Annotated in this window: 22 protein-coding genes; 6 read left to right on the forward strand and 16 right to left on the reverse strand. The window is 59.7% G+C overall.

Translation table 11 applies throughout. The annotated features are described in order from the left end of the window. Window positions 1–55 precede the first annotated feature (55 nt). Entirely contained in the window at window positions 56–601 is a 546-nt protein-coding gene (locus GKQ23_RS12270) for a tetratricopeptide repeat protein (RefSeq protein ID WP_212411420.1), read from the reverse strand. Window positions 602–1164: 563 nt separating this feature from the next. Here GKQ23_RS12270 and GKQ23_RS12275 point away from each other — a divergent pair. Continuing rightward, a complete protein-coding gene (locus GKQ23_RS12275) occupies window positions 1165–2142 on the forward strand; it encodes a DUF1852 domain-containing protein (RefSeq protein ID WP_101506381.1) in 978 nt (325 codons plus the stop codon). Between the two features lie 29 nt (window positions 2143–2171). Further along, on the forward strand, window positions 2172–3203 hold the full coding sequence (locus tag GKQ23_RS12280; RefSeq protein ID WP_212411422.1) for a methionine synthase: 1032 nt from the start codon (window positions 2172–2174) through the stop codon (window positions 3201–3203). Window positions 3204–3391: 188 nt separating this feature from the next. Here GKQ23_RS12280 and GKQ23_RS12285 read toward each other — a convergent pair whose 3' ends face one another. The 9 genes from GKQ23_RS12285 to GKQ23_RS12325 all read right to left on the reverse strand — a co-directional run bounded on the left by GKQ23_RS12285 (window position 3392) and on the right by GKQ23_RS12325 (window position 11341). Beyond that, window positions 3392–3679 carry a hypothetical protein gene (locus tag GKQ23_RS12285; RefSeq protein WP_212411424.1) on the reverse strand — a complete coding sequence of 96 codons (288 nt, stop codon included), beginning with the start codon at window positions 3677–3679 and terminating at the stop codon, window positions 3392–3394. Between the two features lie 113 nt (window positions 3680–3792). Then, on the reverse strand, window positions 3793–4707 hold the full coding sequence (locus tag GKQ23_RS12290) for an AEC family transporter (RefSeq protein WP_212411426.1): 915 nt from the start codon (window positions 4705–4707) through the stop codon (window positions 3793–3795). Window positions 4708–4990: 283 nt separating this feature from the next. Then, a complete protein-coding gene (locus GKQ23_RS12295) occupies window positions 4991–6010 on the reverse strand; it encodes an AI-2E family transporter (RefSeq protein ID WP_212411433.1) in 1020 nt (339 codons plus the stop codon). A 78-nt stretch (window positions 6011–6088) separates the two neighbouring features. Next, window positions 6089–6760: a methionine ABC transporter permease gene (locus tag GKQ23_RS12300; RefSeq protein WP_212411435.1), complete on the reverse strand. Its 672-nt coding sequence runs from the start codon at window positions 6758–6760 to the stop codon at window positions 6089–6091. Continuing rightward, complete coding sequence (locus tag GKQ23_RS12305; protein WP_212411437.1) at window positions 6750–7619, reverse strand: methionine ABC transporter ATP-binding protein; 870 nt, start codon at window positions 7617–7619, stop codon at window positions 6750–6752. The genes GKQ23_RS12300 and GKQ23_RS12305 overlap by 11 nt, the downstream gene beginning before the upstream one ends. A gap of 1 nt (window position 7620) precedes the next feature. Continuing rightward, the gene (locus tag GKQ23_RS12310; RefSeq protein ID WP_212411439.1) at window positions 7621–8427 is read right to left on the reverse strand and encodes a MetQ/NlpA family ABC transporter substrate-binding protein; all 807 of its coding nucleotides are present in this window, start codon (window positions 8425–8427) and stop codon (window positions 7621–7623) included. 15 nt (window positions 8428–8442) lie between these two features. Next, window positions 8443–9474 carry an isopenicillin N synthase family oxygenase gene (locus GKQ23_RS12315; protein WP_212411459.1) on the reverse strand — a complete coding sequence of 344 codons (1032 nt, stop codon included), beginning with the start codon at window positions 9472–9474 and terminating at the stop codon, window positions 8443–8445. Between the two features lie 21 nt (window positions 9475–9495). Continuing rightward, window positions 9496–10545, reverse strand: coding sequence for a PLP-dependent cysteine synthase family protein (locus GKQ23_RS12320; RefSeq protein WP_212411461.1), 1050 nt, complete (start codon window positions 10543–10545; stop codon window positions 9496–9498). Next, window positions 10532–11341, reverse strand: coding sequence for an ABC transporter ATP-binding protein (locus GKQ23_RS12325; protein WP_212411463.1), 810 nt, complete (start codon window positions 11339–11341; stop codon window positions 10532–10534). Before GKQ23_RS12325 ends, GKQ23_RS12320 begins: the two co-directional genes overlap by 14 nt. A 192-nt stretch (window positions 11342–11533) precedes the next feature. On the opposite strand from GKQ23_RS12325, the gene GKQ23_RS12330 reads away from it, so the two are divergent. Further along, window positions 11534–12577 carry an ABC transporter substrate-binding protein gene (locus tag GKQ23_RS12330; protein ID WP_212411465.1) on the forward strand — a complete coding sequence of 348 codons (1044 nt, stop codon included), beginning with the start codon at window positions 11534–11536 and terminating at the stop codon, window positions 12575–12577. A 9-nt stretch (window positions 12578–12586) separates the two neighbouring features. Beyond that, window positions 12587–13597, forward strand: a complete 1011-nt coding sequence (locus GKQ23_RS12335; protein ID WP_212411467.1) for an ABC transporter permease — start codon at window positions 12587–12589, stop codon at window positions 13595–13597. 57 nt (window positions 13598–13654) lie between these two features. On the opposite strand, the gene GKQ23_RS12340 is transcribed toward GKQ23_RS12335, so the two are convergent. From GKQ23_RS12340 to GKQ23_RS12350, 3 genes are all read right to left on the reverse strand, one after another. Beyond that, a complete protein-coding gene (locus GKQ23_RS12340; RefSeq protein ID WP_056238049.1) occupies window positions 13655–13996 on the reverse strand; it encodes a helix-turn-helix domain-containing protein in 342 nt (113 codons plus the stop codon). Between the two features lie 216 nt (window positions 13997–14212). Next, the gene (locus GKQ23_RS12345) at window positions 14213–14677 is read right to left on the reverse strand and encodes an Rrf2 family transcriptional regulator (protein WP_056238051.1); all 465 of its coding nucleotides are present in this window, start codon (window positions 14675–14677) and stop codon (window positions 14213–14215) included. Between the two features lie 201 nt (window positions 14678–14878). Beyond that, the gene (locus GKQ23_RS12350; RefSeq protein WP_056238053.1) at window positions 14879–15733 is read right to left on the reverse strand and encodes a helix-turn-helix transcriptional regulator; all 855 of its coding nucleotides are present in this window, start codon (window positions 15731–15733) and stop codon (window positions 14879–14881) included. A 114-nt stretch (window positions 15734–15847) separates the two neighbouring features. On the opposite strand from GKQ23_RS12350, the gene GKQ23_RS12355 reads away from it, so the two are divergent. Next, a complete protein-coding gene (locus GKQ23_RS12355; protein ID WP_212411476.1) occupies window positions 15848–17266 on the forward strand; it encodes an MFS transporter in 1419 nt (472 codons plus the stop codon). 184 nt (window positions 17267–17450) lie between these two features. Here GKQ23_RS12355 and glsB read toward each other — a convergent pair whose 3' ends face one another. After that, on the reverse strand, window positions 17451–18374 hold the full coding sequence (glsB, locus tag GKQ23_RS12360) for a glutaminase B (protein WP_212411777.1): 924 nt from the start codon (window positions 18372–18374) through the stop codon (window positions 17451–17453). A gap of 368 nt (window positions 18375–18742) precedes the next feature. Here glsB and GKQ23_RS12365 point away from each other — a divergent pair, with 368 nt between their 5' ends. Then, a complete protein-coding gene (locus tag GKQ23_RS12365; RefSeq protein WP_212411484.1) occupies window positions 18743–19927 on the forward strand; it encodes a sugar transporter in 1185 nt (394 codons plus the stop codon). 376 nt (window positions 19928–20303) lie between these two features. On the opposite strand, the gene rhaM is transcribed toward GKQ23_RS12365, so the two are convergent. Then, on the reverse strand, window positions 20304–20618 hold the full coding sequence (rhaM, locus tag GKQ23_RS12370) for an L-rhamnose mutarotase (protein ID WP_056238062.1): 315 nt from the start codon (window positions 20616–20618) through the stop codon (window positions 20304–20306). Next, window positions 20608–21450: a rhamnulose-1-phosphate aldolase gene (gene rhaD / locus GKQ23_RS12375; RefSeq protein ID WP_212411486.1), complete on the reverse strand. Its 843-nt coding sequence runs from the start codon at window positions 21448–21450 to the stop codon at window positions 20608–20610. The genes rhaM and rhaD overlap by 11 nt, the downstream gene beginning before the upstream one ends. Window positions 21451–21464: the final 14 nt, after the last annotated feature.

Below are 21464 nucleotides of genomic sequence, written 5' to 3' on the forward strand. Positions count from 1 at the left end.
AATTCTGCTGCATCAAACTGAAAACCCCGCGGATGCAGGGTTTTCAGCGGGATAACTAAGGCTGCGGGTAATACTTCTGCTTAATCTCCTGCGCCAGCGCTGCGGAGTTGTCCCTTTGCTGTTGCGTTAACGCGCCGCGAAAGATGGCGTCCTGAGAAAAAGCCTTTTTATTGTCGAACTGCTGAGCAAGCAGCAGATAAGCAAAAGCTCTGACCTCATCCTTTTCGACGCCCCAGCCGTTCTTAAAGAACACTGCCGCCGGTAACAGGGCCGGCTTGCCGCCGTTTTCGATCGATTTTTCAAACCAGGCTGCGGCCGCGTTGTTGTCTTTGGCTTCACCCGACTCAGCGGACGAGTAGATAACGCCCAGCATATACTGCGCCTCGGCGTTGTTGCCCTGCGCGGCTTTGTTCAGCCACTTCATTGCCTCAGCGTGGTTAGAGCCTCCGCGCGCCTGCCCGGAGTGATACAGCCGGTAAAGTTCGACCTGCGCACTGCTGTCACCGGCCCTCGCCTTCTGCTCAATATCGGCCTGAGACGAACCTGAATCGCAGGCAGAAATACCTAAACACGCGGCCAGCAGCCAGCCAATCTTTTTCATATCCCGCTTCCCGTCAGTAAAATTATCGGCGATCCTAACGGCGTGAGGCGGTAAAGGGAAGTCACAAGCGTGGTTGAATAGCAGTGTGAGGCGTAAAAAACGCCCGACTTTATGGGTTCAGTTCAATCTATGGGTGGGTCGTTCACAAAAAGCTCAGGGTAGGATTCAAACCTACGCTCAGGCAGTAACGACTACGCACACCACTGCCTGATATCGCTTATGTCACGCTTCGCCCCGTCAGGGCCAGCGCCCGCCTGTCTCTCACAGCTGACGTAAATTCATTCAGGCTTTACCAGGCTGTTCAGCGCAGTCTGTGCCGCTAAAACGCCGCAGTTACATCAACAACTTAGCGCTGATGGCGTCTCTCACCACGATCATGAAGAACGCTCATGTTGCTGTGAAATTTAATCACTTTTACTCAAGTCACAACTCTGGCATAAATAACATCATGTTATTAACAGTAGCCTACAGCAAGACTACTGGGTGATAAAGACAAAATTTAAAAATCCTGAAAAGCAAGAAATTAATTCAGGTTTTATATCAGACTCAGGATACCGATTAATATGAATACAGAATTTGCCTTTACTGTTAAACGCATCAGCTTTGATGAAGATTACAACCCATCCGAAAATACGCGCATTACCACCAACTTCGCCAATCTGGCCCGCGGTGAGAAACGCCAGGAGAACCTGCGCAACACGCTGGTGATGATTAATAACCGTTTCAATACCCTGGCGCACTGGGATAATCCAACATCAGATCGTTATTCTGTGGACATTGAGATCGTTTCCGTTGAGATTGATATCGAAGGCAATGGCAAAACCTTTCCGGCGATTGAAATCCTGAAGACTCATATCGTTGATAAAAAAACCAGGCAGCGTACCGAAGGGATTGTCGGCAACAACTTCTCTTCTTACGTTCGCGATTATGATTTCAGCGTCTTATTGTCTGAGCATAATAAGAGCAATGCCGGATTCAGCACGCCAGCCAACTTTGGTGATTTGCACGGTAATTTATTTAAATGTTTCGTTAATTCGGATGTCTATAAAACCAACTTTAATAAAGCCCCGGTTATCTGCCTGAGCGTATCCAGTAAAAACGTCTATCAGCGCACTGACTTCGAGCACCCGGTGCTGGGCTTCGAATACCAGCAGGATGCGCTGTCCCTGACCGATCACTACTTCAATAAAATGGGTCTGCAGGCGCGCTACTTTATGCCTAAAGGCAGCGCCGCGCCGTTAGCCTTCTACTTCAACGGCGATCTGCTGAACGATTACACCGATCTTGAGCTGATTAGCACCATCAGCACCATGGAGACGTTCCAGAAGATCTATCGCCCTGAGATTTACAACGCAAACTCGGCAGCAGGAGAAGTCTATCAGCCAAGCCTGAACCACCTGGATCACTCCTTAACCCGCATTGTTTACGATCGCGTGGAGCGCAGCCAGCTGGCCGTTGAACAGGGTAAATTTACTGAAGAGAACTTCATTAAACCGTACCAGCACATTCTTGAGCAGTGGTCTGCTAACTACGCTGCCTGATCGGCTAAAATTATAAGGTCTTTATTATTATGAAAAAGTTATTACCCACCTCGACCGCCGGCAGCTTACCTAAGCCTTCATGGCTGGCAGAGCCTGAGCAACTCTGGTCGCCGTGGAAACTGCAGGGACAGGAACTGACTGACGGAAAGCTGGACGCCCTGCGTTTGTGTCTGGAAGATCAGCTGCGTTCCGGCATTGATATCGTCAGCGACGGGGAGCAAACGCGTCAGCACTTTGTCACCACCTTTATTGAGCACCTTGACGGCGTTGATTTTGAAAATCGTAAGACCGTTAAAATTCGCAACCGCTACGAAGCCAGCGTGCCGACGGTGGTGGGTGCCGTATCCCGCCAGAAGTCCGTGTTTGTTGAAGATGCGAAGTTCTTACGCCAGCAAACCACGCAGCCGATCAAGTGGGCCCTGCCCGGCCCGATGACGATGATCGACACGCTGTATGACCACCACTACCAGAGCCGTGAAAAGCTGGCCTGGGAATTTGCCAAAATTCTGAATCAGGAAGCCAAAGAGTTAGAAGCGGCGGGCGTTGATATTATTCAGTTCGACGAGCCGGCGTTTAACGTCTTCTTTGACGAGGTTAACGACTGGGGCATCGCCGCGCTGGAAAGAGCCGTTGAAGGGCTTAAGTGCGAAACTGCGGTGCATATCTGCTACGGCTACGGCATCAAAGCCAATACCGACTGGAAAAAGACGCTGGGTTCAGAGTGGCGCCAGTACGAAGAGATCTTCCCGAAACTGCAGAAATCGAGCATTGATATCGTCTCGCTGGAGTGCCAGAACTCCCACGTGCCGATGGACCTGATTGAGCTGATTCGCGGTAAAAAAGTGATGGTCGGTGCGATTGACGTGGCCACCAACATCATTGAAACGCCGGAAGAAGTAGCCGACACGCTGCGCAAGGCCCTGCAGTTTGTCGATGCCGACAAGCTCTACCCGGCGACCAACTGTGGCATGATCCCGTTATCCCGCCGTATCGCCAAAGGCAAAATGATGGCCCTGAGCGCCGGTGCTGATATTGTCCGCAGGGAACTGCTGGGTAAATAATATCGCCGGTGATCGGATCGCTTAAACGGCCATCAGTCCGGGTTAAGCGATTCGATGCAAACTATTAACTTCTCCTCCTTCAACGGCTCTGTCCTGACGATATCGATCATCAGGCTGGCTAACCATCACCAGCGGGTTGTGCAGCATCCACCTCGCTCGTTAGCGGATAAATGTACGCACCCTGTCCGTCATTCATTCAGGTCCGGGGCTGCAGGTGTCCCGGAGGTGTTAATTATCTCAGCACAACAACGTTCGGAAATCAGCAGATCAATCACCCTGTTAATCTGCCTCAGTTGTTTCTGTTGCTGTAGATTCACCAGATAAAGCCACAGAAACACAGGCGGTGAGAAAACGCCGACCAAAAACAGACCTAACTCAGCACAGCTGGTCACCGGTTTGAGACTGGAAAATGATATCACCACCGTCAACGCTATCGCATAGACGGCGGTTAGCAGCATCCCTATCGCAGACAACATACATATCCTTAACTGAAAAATACCGCTGTCTACTCTACCTCTTTGACCGGTTCGGTTTGGCATCGGTCGTGCGGAATGGGCAGGTTATGCCTTGCAACAGCACCATGCCCCTGTCACCCATACACCCCATCCATCGTAAGTATCAGAACTGGCGTGGTAATTGCCGAAAAAACGGTGGTGATCAGCATGCTGGCGGCGGCCGGGCCGACCAGAGCGTTGAACTGCTGCGACATAAGATACACATTCACCCCGACCGACATCGATGCCAGCAGCACCACCACTTTGCTCTCCAGCGGCGGCAGGCCGAGCAGCGCGGCCAGCGCCCACACCACCAGCGGCATCACGACAAGCTTAATCGCGCTGAGGGTGTAGCTGATGGCCAGCCCGTCGCGGATGCGATACACCGCCAGGCTCATGCCAAGGGCGATCAGCGCCAGCGGTACGGCAATCTGACCGATCATCGTCAGCGGCCGGTCGATGATTGCCGGCAGGGTCAGGCCGCTGAAGCTGAAGGCGGTGCCGGAGAGGATGCCGATAATCAGCGGGTTGCGCAGCACGCTGGCGGTCGTTTTACCGATGCCCTTCACGGAGAGCGATCCGTGCCTGTACCACTCGACCGAGGCGGTGGCCAGCGTCCACAGCAGCAGGCCGTTAAATACCAGCACCAGCGCCACCGACGGCATCGCCTGGTCGCCGATCATCACCTTCGCCACCGGAATACCCAGCAGCACGTTATTGGAAAAAATACCGCCGAGGGCAAATACCGAGCCGGCCACGCCGTCGAGCTTAAATACCCGGCTGGCGATCAGGCGACCGATGATAAATACCAGCAGGCAGCCGCCAAAGAAAGCCAGCAGCAGGCGCACGTCCACCGCCGGGCCGGCGCTAAAGTCGCACATCAGGCGGAACAGCATCGCCGGCAGCGCCAGGCGGAACACCACCCGGTTAAGGGCGGTGGTAATGGTCTCCGGCCAGTTGCGCCAGCGCACCAGCAGCCAGCCCAGCGCGATCAGCATAAATAATGGCATCGCCGCCAGAACCTGGTGTAAAAACGAGCTAAAAAGTGACAATGTAACCTAACCCCGAACTCTTCAGATTTGCGGACGTAATGTAAAAAACCAGGATGAACTCTTTCGCGGCACCGTTAGCGCAATACAGCCTTAGGCGCCCCTGGCCTGCTACGGCCAGGCAGGATGCAGAGCAATACGCCTTATAACAGGCTGTCGCATCGCGAAGGGACGACTTCTAAATAAAAACAGTGGCATCATAAGGTCTGAACGATGGATAAGCGGGCAAAGTGCCCGCCCGGCGTCAGATCAGCTTCGCCTCGCGCAGCTCGCTTTTCAGGTAGGCGTAATAAACCGGGGCGGCCACCACCCCGGCCAGGCCAAAGGCCGATTCAAACACCAGCATCGCCAGCAGGATCTCCCAGGTTTTGGCGCTGATACGGGTGCCGAAGATACGCGCGTTAATAAAGTACTCCAGCTTGTGGATCAGGATCAGGTAGACCAGCGCGATCAGCGCGGCTTCCAGCGAGATCGACAGGCCGATCAGCACAATCACCGTATTGGAGATCAGGTTGCCGATAATCGGCAACAGCCCGGCAACAAAGGTCAGCACCACCACCGTTTTGGCGAACGGGAAGTGCAGTCCGAACAGCGGCAGTACGCCAAACAGGAAGCCACAGGTCAGCACCGTGTTCACCAGCGAGACTTTAATCTGGGCAAACACTACGTTATGGAACGCAGCGGCCAGGTTGGTCAGCCGGTCCAGCAGCGCCTCTTTCAGCGGCGCGTCGGAGCGGAATATTGAGGCAGGCCGCAGCGAGATAATCGCCCCGAGCAGCATGCCGATCAGCATGGTGGCAAAGGTATGGGCGGCGTTGCGGCCAAAGGTCTGCACCACCACCAGGTGTTCGCGCAGCCAGGTCACCACCTGGTGCTGCAGCTCATCGATATCCGACGGCAGATAGCGGGTGATCACCGGCGAAAGCGTGTGCTGGGCGTCAACCAGCAGCTTGGTGGCGGTGGCGTGGAACTGCGCCGGGTTCTGGAAATCATGCAGCAGGAAGGTGATGATCTTCGTAATGCCGGTGACCAGCGCGAGGATAATCACCACGCTGAGGAACAGGATGCTGATCCAGCGGGCGATCGGCCCCTTTACCAGCCGCTCCACCAGCGGCGTCAGCGCCAGAATGATCTCATAGACGATAAATCCGGCGAGAAAACACGGCAACAGCCGCAGCGGGAAGATGGCAAACAGTGCGATTAAAATCAGGCCGTAGCTGGCGGCCTGACACCAGTGCGCCTGGCTGGCATTGCGTATTTCCATGACACGTCCTGTCCTGTCTGATAGCAAAAGTGTAACCAATTCAGACAGTATACACCGCCAGCCGCGCTTTGGGCTGCTTTAACGGCGGTGCGCCAGCCGTCTTACCAGCCGGTCTCCGGTCATCTGCACGATTTGCACCAGCAACACCAGCACCACCACCGTGCCGATCATCACCGGCTGATTAAATCGCTGGTAGCCGTAGCGGATCGCCAGGTCACCCAGCCCGCCGCCGCCGATCACCCCGGCCATGGAGGAGAAGCCAATCAGCATCACCAGCGTCAGCGTCACGCCGGCCAGCAGCGCGGGCAGTGCTTCCGGCAGCAGCACTTTGCTGATCACGTGCCAGCCGCTGCCGCCCATCGACAGGATCGCTTCAATGCGCCCTTTCGCCACCTCATCCAGCGCGCTCTCAACAATGCGGGCAAAGAACGGCACCGCGCCGAGCGTAATCGGCACCACCGCCGCGCTGCTGCCGAGCGTCGTGCCGACCACCAGTCGGGTAAAGGGGATCAGCGCAATCAGCAGCACCACAAACGGCAGCGAGCGGCCGATATTGACCAGGGTGCCGATCAGCGCATTGACCCGTGGCAGCGGCAGGATGCCGCCACGGCGGCTGATAAACAGCAGCACGCCCAGCGGCAGCCCGAACAGCAGGGTAAATACCCCGGCCAGCGCCACCATATAGAGGGTTTCCAGCGTGGCCTGCGCCATCAGCTGCCACAGTTCGTTGATATCGAGACTACCGCGCATAGTTCACTTCCTGAGTTAACGGCCAGCCTTCCGGCGCTTGAGCGTGGCCGGTCCGTTCAGCGCCGGTCGCCCGGGCGAAAGGTTCCACGCCTGCGGCAATGCCGTGCCGCTGAAGAAAGCGCAGTTCGGCCTGTTCATCGTGCAGCAGCGCGTTACGCAGCAATGAGTCCGGCTGCCTGAGCAGGTTGCTCAACGCTCCGCTCTCCACCACCCGCCCCTGCTCCAGCAGCGCGGCGTGATCGCAGATGGCTTTCACCACCTCCAGCTGATGGGTGATCATCACGATGGTCAGCCCGAACCGCTGGTTAATCTGCTGTAACAGCGCCAGCACCGAGGCGGTAGTCTCGCTGTCCAGCGCGCTGGTGGCCTCATCGCACAGCAGGTAGTCCGGTCTGGCGGCCAGCGCGCGGGCAATACCCACCCGCTGCTGCTGGCCTCCGGAAAGCTGTGAGGGAAAGGCGCGGGCTTTCTCAGTCAGGCCGACCAGCGCCAGTAATTCGCTGACCCGTGCCTCCCGCTCAGGGCGTTTCACACCGGCGATCTCCAGCGGCACCGCCACATTGGCGGCAACGCTGCGTGAATGCAGCAGGTTAAAGTGCTGAAAAATCATGCCGCTGCGCTGACGCTGCTGTCGCAACGCGCGATCGTCCAGCTGCATGATGTCAGCCCCCTCCACCTGTACGCGCCCGCTGTCCGGGCGCTCCAGCAGATTAAGGCAGCGGATCAGGGTGCTTTTCCCTGCCCCGCTGCGGCCGAGAATGCCGTAAATGGCCCCGTCGGGGATACGCAGCGAGACGTTATCCAGCGCCGGCGGTTGCCCGGCAGCATAGCGTTTGGTGACCCCGTCGAGGACAATCATCCTATTTACCTGCTACCGGGATCACCGAACCGTTATAGTTCTGCTGAATAAACCCGGCCACCTGCGTTGACTCCAGATCTTTCGCCAGCTGCTTAATGCGTGGGTCGTTAGCCAGCTTCGGCGTGGTGACCAGAATATTGGCGTACGGGTTATTAACCGCGCTCTCCAGTCCCAGCGCGTCCTTCGCCGGGGTTAACCCCGCTTCCAGCGCGTAGTTGCCGTTGATCACCGCCAGCTGCACGTCATCCAGCGTGCGCGGGATCTGCGGCGATTCCACTTCCAGAATTTTCAGATGTTTGGGGTTCTCAGCGATATCTTTCGGCGTGGCCTGATTTTTTGAGGGATCGTTGTAGCCCGCCTTAAGTTTGATCAGCCCCTCTTTCTGCAGCAGATAGAGCGAACGGCTGAGGTTGGTGACGTTATTCGGCACCGCCACCGTGGCACCGTCCGGTACCGCCTGCAGGGTTTTCACTTTGCGCGAATAGATACCCAGCGGTTCAATATGCACCGTGGCGGCGACAACAAATGTCTGCCCCAGCGCTTTTTCCTGCTCTTTCAGATACGGCACGTGCTGGAAGTAGTTAGCGTCGACGTCGCCGTGCGCCAGCAGTTCGTTGGCGTTAATGCCGCTGGTCAGCTCGATGATTTTCAGATCCAGCTGCGGATCGCTCTTTTTTACAAAGTTAAGGATTTCAGCGTGCGGCACCGGGTCGGCGGCCACGCGCAGCGTCTCAGCCTGGGCGCTGAAGGCGAATGCAACAGATAACGCGATGCCGGCCAGCGGGAACGAAGTGAAGCCTGTAGTCATTGCGGTTCCTTAAGATTAAGCGGTGTGTTGGGGTTGTTGTTGTTGTAACTGGTCATACCAGCGCGCGGCAACGTCCGGGTGCGAACGCAGGCGGCCTTTCAGGTAGTTCCAGCCGACGTCGCGCAGCAGCGGGTTACGCGGGTCGCTGGCCGGCCCCAGCGCCAGGCGGGCAATTTCCGGCGCCAGCTGATAAACCGGAATGGTTGCGTCCAGCTGTGCGCCGAGGAAGAAGGCGATCGACAGGCGATCTTTATTGGCCGGCGGTGCCACCACCCGGTGGACGGTCGCCCGCAGGTAGCCGTTACTTGCCAGCTCCAGCAGCTCGCCGATATTGACCACAAAGGCCCCCTGCAGCGGCAGCGCATCCACCCAGCGGTCCGGCTCAACCTCCACCTGCAGGCCGCGCTGGTTGTCCTGCAGCAGGAAGCTGAGGAAGCCGGAGTCCTTGTGCGCTCCCACCCCCTGGCTGGAGGTGCCGGCGGTCTGGCCGGGATAACGGATCAGTTTGATATGTTCGTTGGGCTTATCGCCATACAGCGGGTCGAAGGCATCGGGGGCCAGATCCAGCGCCCGGGCGAAGGCGCGCAGCAGGCGCAGCGACATCTGCGTCATCGCCTGCTGCCAGGCCAGCAGTACCGGTTTCAGATCCGGCAGCGCCTGCGGCCACTGGTTTGGCCCCTGCAGCCGTTTCCAGCCGGCGTCACCCGCCTGCACCGGCAGCGGCTGGCGTTCGGCGCCGATGTCGAACTGCTCCCGCCAGTCCGGCTGGCTGCGGGTGAGTTCGGAACCGGCGCGGTTGTAGCCGCGAAAATGCGGCGAGTGCAGCATGGCAACCTGCTGTTTTTCCTCATCCGGCAGCGCAAAAAACTGGCGCGACAGCTGCTGCACCTGCGCAGAGAGCGCCGCGTCCACGCCGTGGTTAATCAGGTAGAAAAAGCCCACTTCGCGCGCGGCGAAGCTCAGCTTGTCGAAGAACGCCTGCTGGCGGGCGGCATCGCCATCCAGCTCGGATAAATCAAGAATCGGCAGAGAGGTAATCTGGCTCATAACTGTTCCCTTAACATCATTTCACGAGGCGTTCTGGATCGCCGGGTTGTGTAACAGTGCGTTGACCTGCAGCTGACCAATGGTCAGGTTGTGGTTAAACAGGTCGGTGGAGAGGTAGCTGAGGCCGCTATCGGCCAGCAGGGTAACAATGCGTTTGCCGTGGTTCTCCGGGCGCTGCGCCACTTCCCGCGCCGCCCACAGCACGCCGCCGGCGGATTCACCGATCAGGATGCCGTCGCTCTGCGCCACGGCGCGGGCGGCCTCGGTGGCCTGCCAGGACTCAACGGCAATCGCTTCATCAATAATCGACAGATTCAGGTTGGGGGGGATGCGCTCCGGCAGCACACCGCTGAAGGCGTGGACGCCGGTCAGTTCACGGATATCTTCCCGCCCTGCGGCCGGAACAGAGTGCGGCCCCGGTTCGACGGCGATAATTTTGATCGCCGGGTTCTGCTGCTTCAGATACTGACCGACGCCGGAGATGGTGCCGCCGGTGCCGACCGCTACGATGACGATATCCAGCTGCCCGGCGGTCTGCTGCCAGATCTCCGGGCCGGTGGTCAGCCGGTGCGCGCCCGGGTTAGCCGGGTTCTCCAGCTGCGCGGCGTGGAACACGTTAGGCTGGCGGGTAATCACGTTCTGCGCCAGCCAGCGCGCCGCCGCCACAAAATCACCGTCGCAGTTTTCGAGGATCTCGCGGAAGCCCTCGACCTGGCTGTACGGGATCACCTCCGCGCCCAGCGCGCGCAGGATCTGAAAGCGCTCCTCGCTCAGCCGGTCGTGCAGATAAACCCGGAACGGATAGCCTTTCGCCGCCGCGATCGCCGCCAGGCCGATGCCGGTATTACCGCTGGTGGTGTCGGCGATGGTGTCACCCGGTTTCAGTTTGCCGCTGCGTTCCGCCTCTTCGATCATCGCCAGCGCAATGCGGTCCTTAACGCTGTGGTTGGGATTGAAATACTCCAGCTTGGCAAGGATCTCCGCCGGCAGCGCGAACTGCGCGATAAAGCGGTTCAGGCGCAACAGCGGCGTATTGCCCACCAGTTCGGCGATCGAATTATGAATAGTCATACTCAGGCTCCTCAGTGAGTTCAGCACCCAGCAGCGCCAGTGCACGGGCGCGCAGTTCCACCAGCCGCGGATCGTTGCGGCGACGCGGGTAAGGCAGGTCGACGGTAATCGTTTCGATAATGCGCGCCGGGCGCGGGCTGAAGATCACCACCCGGTTGGCCATCAGCAGCGCCTCTTCCACGTCGTGGGTGACCATCAGCGTGGTAAAACGCTGCTCGCGCCACAGCGCCACCAGCTCCTGCTGCATGCGGATACGGGTCAGCGAGTCGAGCTTGCCCAGCGGCTCGTCGAGGATCAGCAGGCGCGGATGGTTGACCAGCGCCCGCGCCAGCGCCGCACGCTGCGCCATGCCGCCGGAGAGCTGATGCGGCCAGGCGTTGGCGAACTGGCTGAGGCCGACTTTCTCCAGCGTGGTATCAATGCGTTCGCGCCCAGCCGGGGTCAGCGCACCGCGGGTCTGCAGGCCAAGCGCCACGTTGCGCCAGACGCGCCGCCACGGGTACAGCGTCGGGTCCTGAAACACCACCACCCGGCTGGGGTGCGGCGCGGTCAGCGGCCGATCGTCCTCCAGAATCTCGCCTTGCGAGGCTTGATCCAGCCCGGCCACCAGCCGCAGCAGCGTCGATTTACCGCAGCCGGAGGGGCCAAGCAGCGCGACAAACTCCCCCGGTGCCACCTGCAGCGAGACGTTATCCAGCACCGCCAGGCTTTCGCCCTGCAGATGGAACGCATGGCTGACCTGGTTAACGTTCAGCGCCAGACCGGCCGGGTTTTCTCTCTGCTCTGCTACTGCCATTGGTTCACCTCATTAACGGATACACGCTGACTATTCCGTTTTTTTGCTGCCGGGTGAAATACCAATAGTGGCAAAGGTTTACAGCGCGCCAGATAACGTGATTTTGCATTTCCACATGCGGGATTGTTATTTCAGACCGGCGGAAAATGTTGTCATAGTGCGGTGATAATTCAGCCAAAAGGGATAAACAGCATGACTCTTTCTCGCGGTGTTTCGCGTCGTAACTTTATTCAGACTCTGGGTGTGGCAGGGGCAGGACTGGTGCTGGCACCCTCGCTACCGGTATGGGCGGCGGGCAGTGACGAGAAGCTGACCACGGTGAAGCTGGCATGGGGCCAGACGGCGGTGTGTCAGTCGCCGATCTCGGTGGCGCTGAAGCAGGGTTTCTTTAAGAAGTACGGGCTGAACGTCGAGCCGGTGAACTTCAGCGGCCCGACCGACGCCCTGCTGCAGGCGATCGCCACCGGCAAGGCGGACGGCGGTATCGGCATGGCATTACGCTGGCTGAAGCCGCTGGAGCAGGGCTTTGACGTTGATCTTACCGTTGGTACCCACGGCGGCTGTATGCGCCTGCTGGCACCGAAAGACAGCGGCATCAACAGCGTGCGCGATCTGGTGGGCAAAAGCGTGGCGGTGACCGACCAGGCAAGCCCGATCCGTAACTTCTTTGCCATCCAGCTGGCGAAACTGGGTATCGACCCGGATACCCAGGTGAACTGGGTACAGTACCCGGCCGACCTGTTCGGCGAGGCGCTGCGCAAGGGGGAAGTACAGGCGCTGGCCACCGACGATCCGCAGGGCTGGCTGATTAAGAAACGCGACGGGCTGGTGGAGGTGGATAACAACCTCAACGGCGAGTACAGCAACCTGACCTGCTGCGTGCTGGGCCTGCGCGGTTCGCTGGTGCGCGATAACCCGAAGGTCGCGCAGGCGATCAGCCAGGCGATTATCGACGCCCAGCAGTGGACGGCCGATCACCCGGCGGAATCGGCGAAGATCTTCGCCCCGTTTGTGCCGGGCAACGTGTCAGCGGATGACATCGCCGCGATGCTCAGCGAGCACACCCACGCCCACCACTCCAGCGGCGCGCAGCTGCGCAAAGAGGTGGCGATCTACGTCAATGAGCTGAAAACCATTAAGGTGATCCGCGAAGACACCGACGCGCAGAAGTTTGCCGAGCACTACGTGCCGGACCTGCTTGGCGGCCAGGGCGAACACGCCCACCACAGCGCATAAGGAGTCGTGATGTCCAGTGAAACCCTTGCCTCCCCGCTGACGCGCCGCGACCCGCCGGTGCACCTGTCGGCCACCCTGCTGCTGGCCGCGGCCGCCTGGTGGGGGCTGGCCGCGCTGATGATCCTCTGGCCGGATAAGCCGGTCGGCTTTGCCGCACCGCGTTTTGTCACCGAGACCCATCAGGTCTTTGTGGTGCTGGCCGCCGCGCTGAGCCTGACGGTGCTGGCCGGGCGGCTGCTGGCGCTGCCGCGCCTGCTGGCACCGCTGCTGCGCGGCGCGCGCTGGCTGGTGGCGCTGGCGCTGCTGTTCGCCGTCTGGGAGATCGTCACTGCCAAGCTGGCGCTGCTGCCGGTGCCGTTTTTTGCGCCACCGCGGGCGCTGGTCGAAGCATACGCTACCGACTGGTACCGGCTGGGCGACAGCGTGCTGAACTCGATGCGGCTGCTGGCGCTGGGGTTTGTGTTTGGCAGCCTGAGCGGCTTTGTGACCGGGGTGGCGATCGGCTGGTCGCGCGGGCTGGGCTACTGGGTGCACCCGGTGCTGCGCTTCCTCGGCCCGGTACCCTCCACCGCGCTGCTGCCGCTGGCGCTCTACTTCTTCCCCTCCAGCTTTTCGGCGGCGGTGTTTCTGATCGCGCTGGCCACCTGGTTCCCGGTGACGGTGCTCACCTGGTCTGGCGTCGCCAGCGTCGATCAGCGCTACTACGACGTGGCGCGCACGCTGGGGGCCAGCACGCTGTTCCTGGTATTGCGCGTGGCGATCCCGGCCTCGTTACCGCAGGTGTTTGTCGGGCTGTTTATGGGGCTGGGGGCGTCGTTTTCCGTGCTGGTGGCGGCGGAGATGATGGGGGTGAAATCCGGGCTGGGGTGGTATCTGCAGTGGGCTCAGGGCTGGGCGGCCTACGCCAATATGTACGGCGCGCTGATCGTGATGGCGCTGCTGTTCTCGTCGCTGATCACCCTGCTGTTTGCGGTCCGCGATCGCTCGCTCGCCTGGCAGCGCGGCACGGTGAAGTGGTAACGATAAGCCAGAGTGAAGTAAGACGATGACGGGGCAGGTTTACCTGCCCCTGCGTCATCAGGCGTGCGCGGCAATCTGTACCTGACGGCGCCATGCGCCCGGCGACTGGCCAAACTGGCGCTTAAAGCTGCGGTTAAACGACTGCTGGGAATCAAAACCAAAGCTGATCGCCACATCCAGAATCGGCTCACCGCCCCGGGCGAGGCGTTCAGCGGATTTTTTCAGACGACGTTCGCGAATGTATTCACCCATTGCATAGCCGGTATGCTGTTTAAACATGCGCTGCAGGTGCCATTTGGAGTAACCGGCGCGGGCAGCCACGGTGTCTAAATCCATCTTGCCTTCAATGTGGCCGTCAATCCACTGCAGTAAATCCTGAATAAAGTCATCATGGCTCATCGGTCTTCCCCTAAAAAGTATCAATCAAAAATGCACTTTAATAAAAGTAAGTCAGCCGGGCCTATAATGCAAGTTTTATTGTTGCATTAAATTCTGACGGGCAGGTTGCGCCGAACGAGTAGCGATGGATAGGGGAAAAAGGATCGACCAGGCAGGGAGAGTTAAAATTGGGTTGAGCGCCCCGCCGCCGTCAGCAGCGGGACGATTAAGGGAGTGCTATTCGGTGACAGCCACGCAGTCATCCTGCGTCTTTGGTGCACCGCGCTGCAGAATATCGCGCAATGCCTCGGCAACGGTTCGTTTCGCCAGCACCGCCAGCGAGGCCTGTTCCGCTTCCCATGCCAGCTCTTTGAAGTACCAGCAGGCGTTGGCGCTGACCGTGCAGCGCGCCGGCACTTCCGGCCGGCAGGCCATCAGCGGTTTATCTTCGATCACCGCGCTGTAAATATCACACAGGGTGATCTGGTCAGCAGGCCGCCCGAGGCGAATGGTGCCGCTGCGGCCGAGCGTAGAGACGATAATACCGTCGCGGGTCAGCGGCACCATCATTTTGCGTACAAAGCTCGGGTTAGCCTCAAGGCCATCGGCGAGCATTTTACTGGTACAGCGTTTATCTTCGCCGTCCGCTTTAGCGATGCAGAGCACCATCTGTAAGGCGGTGGGAAAACGATTATCAAGCATGCGGTGATCCTTGCTTTTTGCCGTTCATCCACGGATGAAGCATTGAATTAAAAAGCATTTAAAATCAATAAAATAAAAAATAACTCAGAACGCTAATATATCAAAGCGCGGCGCGTTTTTGAAGATGGTGACTAAGCACTATGGGCTATTATCACCATCACCATGATTTAGCACAGTTTATTATTACCGGTCCTGACAGATTCAGGCGGTAATCTGCTGCAGCGCCGCCGCGCTCTGTTCGTCATTGGGAATATAAACCAGCAGACGATCGCCGTTGCGCGGCGCGGACCACCAGTTATTCTGCCGCAGGGTCAGTACGCCCGCCTGCGGGTGGCGGAACTGCTTAATATGGTTATCAATCGCGCGAATTTCATAACGCTGCCACATCAGGCGAAACTCTGCCGACTCGCGCAGCAGGCGATCCAGCAACTCCTGCCAGCGCGGGTCGTCATGGTGTTCGCCCATCTGGGTGCGAAACAGCGCCACCATATGCGGCATCAGCTGCTCCTGGTCAACCACCGCCGCCCGCCAGTCAGGGTGGGTAAAGGCCAGCAGGATGCAGTTGCGGTCCTCCGGGGCGATGCTTTCCAGATCGACATTCATCAGCCGGCACCAGGCCTGGTTATAGCCCATGATATCAAAACGTTTGCTCTGAATAATCGCCGGCAGCGGGTGCAGAGAATCCAGCAGGATCTGGCCGTGGGCCGACACCACTTCACAGCTTTTTGCCAGCTCCCTCGCCGGTGACTCATGCCCGGCCAGCCGGAACAGGTGCTGGGTCTCGGCCTCGTTACACTGTAACGCCGCAGCGATCGCCGCCAACGTTTTCGGTGAGGCTTTAATCTCGCGGCCCTGCTCCAGCCAGGTGTACCAGGTGACGCCCACGTCGGCCAGCTGCGCCACCTCTTCCCGCCGCAGGCCCGGCGTGCGTCGGCTGCGCTGGCGCGGCAGCCCCAGCCGCTGCGGGTCGAGGCTTTCGCGGCGGCTGCGCAGGAAGGTCGCCAGCAGCTGTCGGTTTTTTTCAGTGCCGCTGACCGGCAGGATCGCTTCGCTCATTCGGTGTTCTCCACGCAGGCGGGTAGTGTTTATACCATGATAAGCAAAAACTGGTACCCGTTTCAGAAAGCGTTATTCTCAGCCCGGTTACTGATTAACACAAGGGTTTACACCATGAAAAGCGGTTATGATTCCACCACTCTCGGCCGCAGCGGACTGCTGGTGCTGTTAGCGGGTCAGCTGTTGCCGATGATCGATTTTTCGATAGTTAACGTAGCGCTGGACGCAATGTCCGCCTCGCTGCACGCCTCGCCGATCCAGCTGGAGCTGATGGTGGCGCTGTACGGTATCGCCTTTGCCATCAGCCTGGCGATGGGCGGCCGGCTGGGCGACAACCTCGGCCGCCGCCGGGTGTTTATCTGGGGGGTAACGCTGTTTGGCCTCTCCTCGCTGCTGTGCGGGCTGGCCCCCAACGTTACCACGCTGCTGCTGGCGCGGGCGCTGCAGGGGGTGGGCGCGGCGCTGGTGGTGCCGCAGATTCTGGCGACGCTGCACGTGACGCTGCACGGCCGCGAACATTCGCGCGCGCTGGGCCTGTACGGCGGCATTGGCGGGCTGGCGTTTATCATCGGTCAGGTGCTGGGCGGCACGCTGATTGAGCTCAATCCCGGTGGCTTCGGCTGGCGCAGCGTGTTCCTGATTAATATCCCGTTCTGCGTGGCGATCCTGCTGCTGGCCACGCGCACCCTGCCGGAGACCCGTAACGATCGCCGGGTGGCGCTGGACCGGGCCGGCACCTTCTGGCTGGCCGCCGCCACCGGCAGCCTGCTGATTTCGCTGTCGCTCGGCCCGCTGCTGCACTGGTCATGGCCATGCCTCGCGCTGCTGGCGCTGTTCCCGCTGCTGCTCGGCCGCCTGTGGCAGGTTGAGTTACGGCTGGAGCGCAGGGGCGGTTCACCGCTGCTGCCGCCCGCCCTGCTGCGCCTGCCCGGCGTGCGTTTCGGCCTGACCATTGGCGTGCTGTTCTTCGCCTGCTGGAGCGGCTTTATGTTTGTGGTGGCGCTGACGCTGCAGTCCGGGCTGGGCATGACGCCGTTCCAGTCCGGTAACGCCTTTATCGCGCTGGGCAGCGCCTACTTTATCGGCGCGATGCTCTCCACCCGCATGGTGGCGCGCTGGGGTAAGGTTGCCACGCTGCTGGCCGGCTATGCCATTCAGATGAGCGGCCTGCTGGCGCTGATGCTGACGCTGGAACGCGGCTGGCCGCAGATCGGCATCCTCGCCCTCGCTCCGGCCACCGCGCTGATTGGCTTCGGTCAGTCGTTTATCGTCAGCTGCTTCTACCGCATCGGCCTCGCCGATGTACCGAAAACCCACGCCGGGGCCGGCAGCGCGGTGCTCTCCACCGTGCAGCAGACCGCGATGGGGCTCGGCCCGATGCTGCTCGGCGCGGTATTCAGCCACGTGCTGCAGCCGCACGACGACTATCGCCAGGCGATCCTCATCACCCTCGGCGTCGAGTGGGGGTTAATGCTGGTACTGGTGGTGTTTGCCCTGCAGAAGCGCGGTATCAGGATAATGCAGCCTGAATAACGGGTTTCGTGATGCCGCAGAACTTACTGCGGTATCACAGCCACGTTGGCTGCTGGCTTACCTTGCCATCCCGTTTATTGTTGTAACGTTAGCTGAAAAGAAATCAATTTATTATGCATTGTCAGTATCAGCGAAGATTTTTACCGGAAACCTCTGCCGACTGATTTGCCACCGCTAAACCCTCTCAAAAGATCGAGCGGCCGATGCGGTCGGCCAGCAGCTCCAGCGCGGCGGTGCCGGCCAGCGAGTTTCCGGCGCTGTCCAGCTCCGGCGACCAGACGGCAATGGTCATCTCGCCGGGCACCACGGCAATGATGCCGCCGCCGACGCCGGATTTACCGGGCATGCCAACGCGCCAGGCAAATTCACCTGCACCGTCGTACATGCCGCTGGTGACCATTAGCGCGTTGACCTGGCGGGTCTGCTTCGGCGTCAGCAGCGCCTCGCCCTGCGGGCCCAGCCCGCCATTGGCCAGATAGAGAAAGCAGCGCGCCAGCTCGACGCAGCTCAGCGTCATCGCGCAGTAGTGGAAATAGGTTTGCAGCACCGTCGGCACGTCGTTGGCAAAGTTGCCAAACGCCTTCATCAGCCAGGCGATCGCCGCGTTACGCGCCGAGTGGTCAAACTCCGATCGCGCCACGATGCGGTCGTAACTGACGTCAGCCTGCCCGGTCAGGCCACGCACCAGCTCCAGCATGCGCTGGCGCGGCGCGGTCAGACGCGTTTCCAGCATATCGCACACCACCAGCGCACCGGCGTTAATGAACGGGTTGCGCGGAATACCCTGCTCCAGCTCCAGCTGCACCAGCGAGTTAAACGGCTGGCCGGAGGGCTCTTTGCCCACCCGCTGCGCAATCTCACGATCGCTGTAGCGGCTTAACGCCAGGGTTAAGGACAACACCTTAGAGATCGACTGGATCGAAAACCGCTCCAGCGCGTCGCCAGCCTGGTACACCGTGCCATCCAGCAGGCAAACCGCGATGCCCAGCCGGTCGGCGGGCACCTGCGCCAGCGCAGGTATATAGTCGGCGACCTTGCCCTGCCCGATCAGCGGCCTGACCTGCTGCAGGATCTCCTGCAACAGCGCGTTATCCAGTGCACTTGCCATTATTATTCCCCGATTGACCTGAACGGCCTGATTTTGCGCGCGATTCTGCCGACTGAAGGCGGCTTCGTCAAACGTTCTGCCTGAAAGGTTGCGCTGACTCACGCTCGCCATCGCCATCGCCATCGCCATCGCCATCGCCATCGCCATCGCCATCGCCATCGCCATCGCCATCGCCATCGCCATCGCCATCGCAGGTCAAAATAGCACCGCTATCGAATATTTATTCTTTTATTTGACGTTTTGATGCTGCTTTACAAAATTATTAAATTTTCGATGTCATCTGCCTGCTAAATAAAAGACAATACCTCCACATTTGCTGTGCACCCTTTATGACAGTTAACACTTTCTCAACACATCGCTAACTTCAAATGCCATCATCAACTGTTTCCCGGAAAGTCGCCTGGCTGCGCGTGGTCATGCTCGCTATTGCTGCGTTTATATTTAACACCACCGAATTTGTGCCGGTCGGCCTGCTCTCGGATATCGGCGCCAGCTTCGCCATGCCCACCGCCCAGGTCGGCCTGATGCTCACCATCTACGCCTGGATCGTCGCGCTAATGTCGCTGCCGATGATGCTGCTGACGCGTAACGTTGAGCGCCGCCTGCTGTTAATCATCATCTTCGTGCTGTTTATCGCCAGCCACGTACTGTCGTCAATGGCCTGGGACTTCACCACGCTGGTTGTCTCGCGCATCGGCATCGCCTTTTCCCACGCCATCTTCTGGTCGATCACCGCCTCGCTGGCGATCCGCGTCGCCCCGCCCGGCAAGAAAACCCAGGCGCTGAGCATGCTGGCCACCGGCACCGCGCTGGCGATGGTCCTCGGCCTGCCGATTGGCCGCATGATCGGCCAGCTGCTCGGCTGGCGCATAACCTTTGCAGCGATTGGCGTAGTGGCCCTGATAACCCTGGTACTGCTGGTAAAACTGCTGCCGCGCCTGCCCAGCGAACACACCGGCTCGCTCAAAAGCGTACCGATGCTGTTCCGCCGCCCGGCGCTGGTCGCCCTCTATATTCTGATTGCCGTCACCGTCACCGCACATTATACCGCTTACAGCTATATCGAACCCTTTATGCAAAACGTCGCGGCAATCAGCGGCGGCTTCACCACCTTCCTGCTGTTAATTTTCGGCGCGGCCGGAATCGTCGGCAGCATATTGTTCAGCCTGTACGGCAATAAATATCCCGCTACCTTCCTGTCAGGCGCGATCGCCCTTATTACCGGCAGCATGTTCCTGCTCTGGCTGGCGGCCTCCAGTACCCTCTCCATCTCCCTGCTGTGCATTATCTGGGGCATGGCGATGATGATCATTGGCCTCGCCGTTCAGGTGCGCGTCCTGGCGCTGGCCCCCGACGCCACCGACGTCGCCATGTCGCTGCTCTCCGGCATCTACAACATCGGCATCGGCGGCGGCGCGCTGCTCGGCAACCAGGTCAGCCTGCATCTGAACATGGCCAGCATCGGCTACGTCGGCGGCGCCATCGGCCTCTGCTCCCTGCTCTGGTGCGCCATCAGCCTCAAACGCTACCCCCAACTCCGCATCAACGGATAAAGGGCCAGCTCGATCAAACAGCCAACGAGCCCTGAAAATCACCAGACAAAGAGAATGCCCGCCATCAGGGAGGGCAGCGGGATGAGCCCGGAGCGGGGTAACCCGCGGAGGGTCGCCCGCTGACAGGCCCGACTGTCTCGATCACACAGGCAACGCGCCCTTAATCCCCCCAGCCACCACCGCCGCCCGCCATCAGGGAGGGCAGCGGGATGAGCCCGGAGCGGGGTAACCCGCGCAGGGTCGCCCGCTGACAGGCCCGGCACTCTCGATCCCACAGGCAACGAGCCTCAGACTCGATCCCACACCCAACGAACCCAAAAAAACCCCACAAATGCAAAAGGAGCCACAAAGGCTCCATTCAGTAAAAGTGACACCGTCACTCCAGATAAAACACCGACTTCAGCTCCGCACTCACCGGACTGTTATCCGCATTCGACGGCATCAACTCCCGCATCGACCGCCACCAGCGCTGACACACCTCGGTCTGCGCCACCGCTGCCCAACGCTCTTCTGACTCAATCTCCACCACCGCAAACAACAAATCCCGCTCTGCATCCAGAAAAATACTGTAATGATGCGCCCCGTGATCCTTCAACACCTGCGCCAGCTCCGGCCAGATCGGATCGTGCCGCTGCTGATACTCCTGATGCTTATCAGCATGCACCTGCATCACAAAGGCTTTACGCAACATGCGGATGCGTCGCTTCCAGCGCCGCGCGCCAGGGTTTCACGCCAAAACGTTCGCCCAACGCCACCAGCTCTTCCGTAGTGATGCTCTGCTTCATCCCGCCCATCGACAGCACCTTCACCACCACCTCCGACGACTTCTCAGCGGTATCGATCAGGCCAAAGGTCTCATCCAGCGTCGGCCCCGCGCCAAAAATACCGTGGAACGGCCACATCACCAGCGTATGCGACTTCATATTCTCGGCCGTCTGGGTACCGATACCGTCGGTGCCCGGCACCATCCACGGCACAATACCGACGCCGTCCGGGAACACCACCAGACACTCGGTGCTGCCTTCCCACAGCAGGCGGGTAAAGCTGGCCGGATTCAGATCCACCACGTAGCTCAGCGCCATAAAGTTGGTGGCATGGCAGTGCATAATCACCCGATCGGCACCGTTGGTCACCACCTTGCGCACGCTGTGCGACTGGAAGTGCGACGCCAGCTCGGAGGTCGGCACGCCGCCGTTGCTCAGCCCCCAGTGAATGGTAAAGGCGCGGCCGTCGCTGCTGACGCGCAGCAGCACCAGACAGTCGGCCGGATCTAACTGCACGTTGCGGAAAAACTTGCCGGAACCGGTCACAAGGAACCAGCAGTCGGCCAGCTCGGGCGCGGGCTGGCTCAGCTCCAGCGTGCGCGGCTCGGGATAAAAATCGGCGGCGAACGGCTGCACTTCCTCGTCCAGCAGGCGCAGCGACACGTTACCACCGTTACGCTCATCCCAGCCCTTCAGCCACATATCGGTGGTCGCTTTCACCATGCCCTGCACAAACCAGGATTTAAGAATCTGTTGCATTTTACTTCCTTAAC

It is taken from the genome of Erwinia sp. E602, from assembly GCF_018141005.1.
In the GTDB taxonomy this organism is placed as follows: Bacteria; Pseudomonadota; Gammaproteobacteria; order Enterobacterales; family Enterobacteriaceae; genus Erwinia.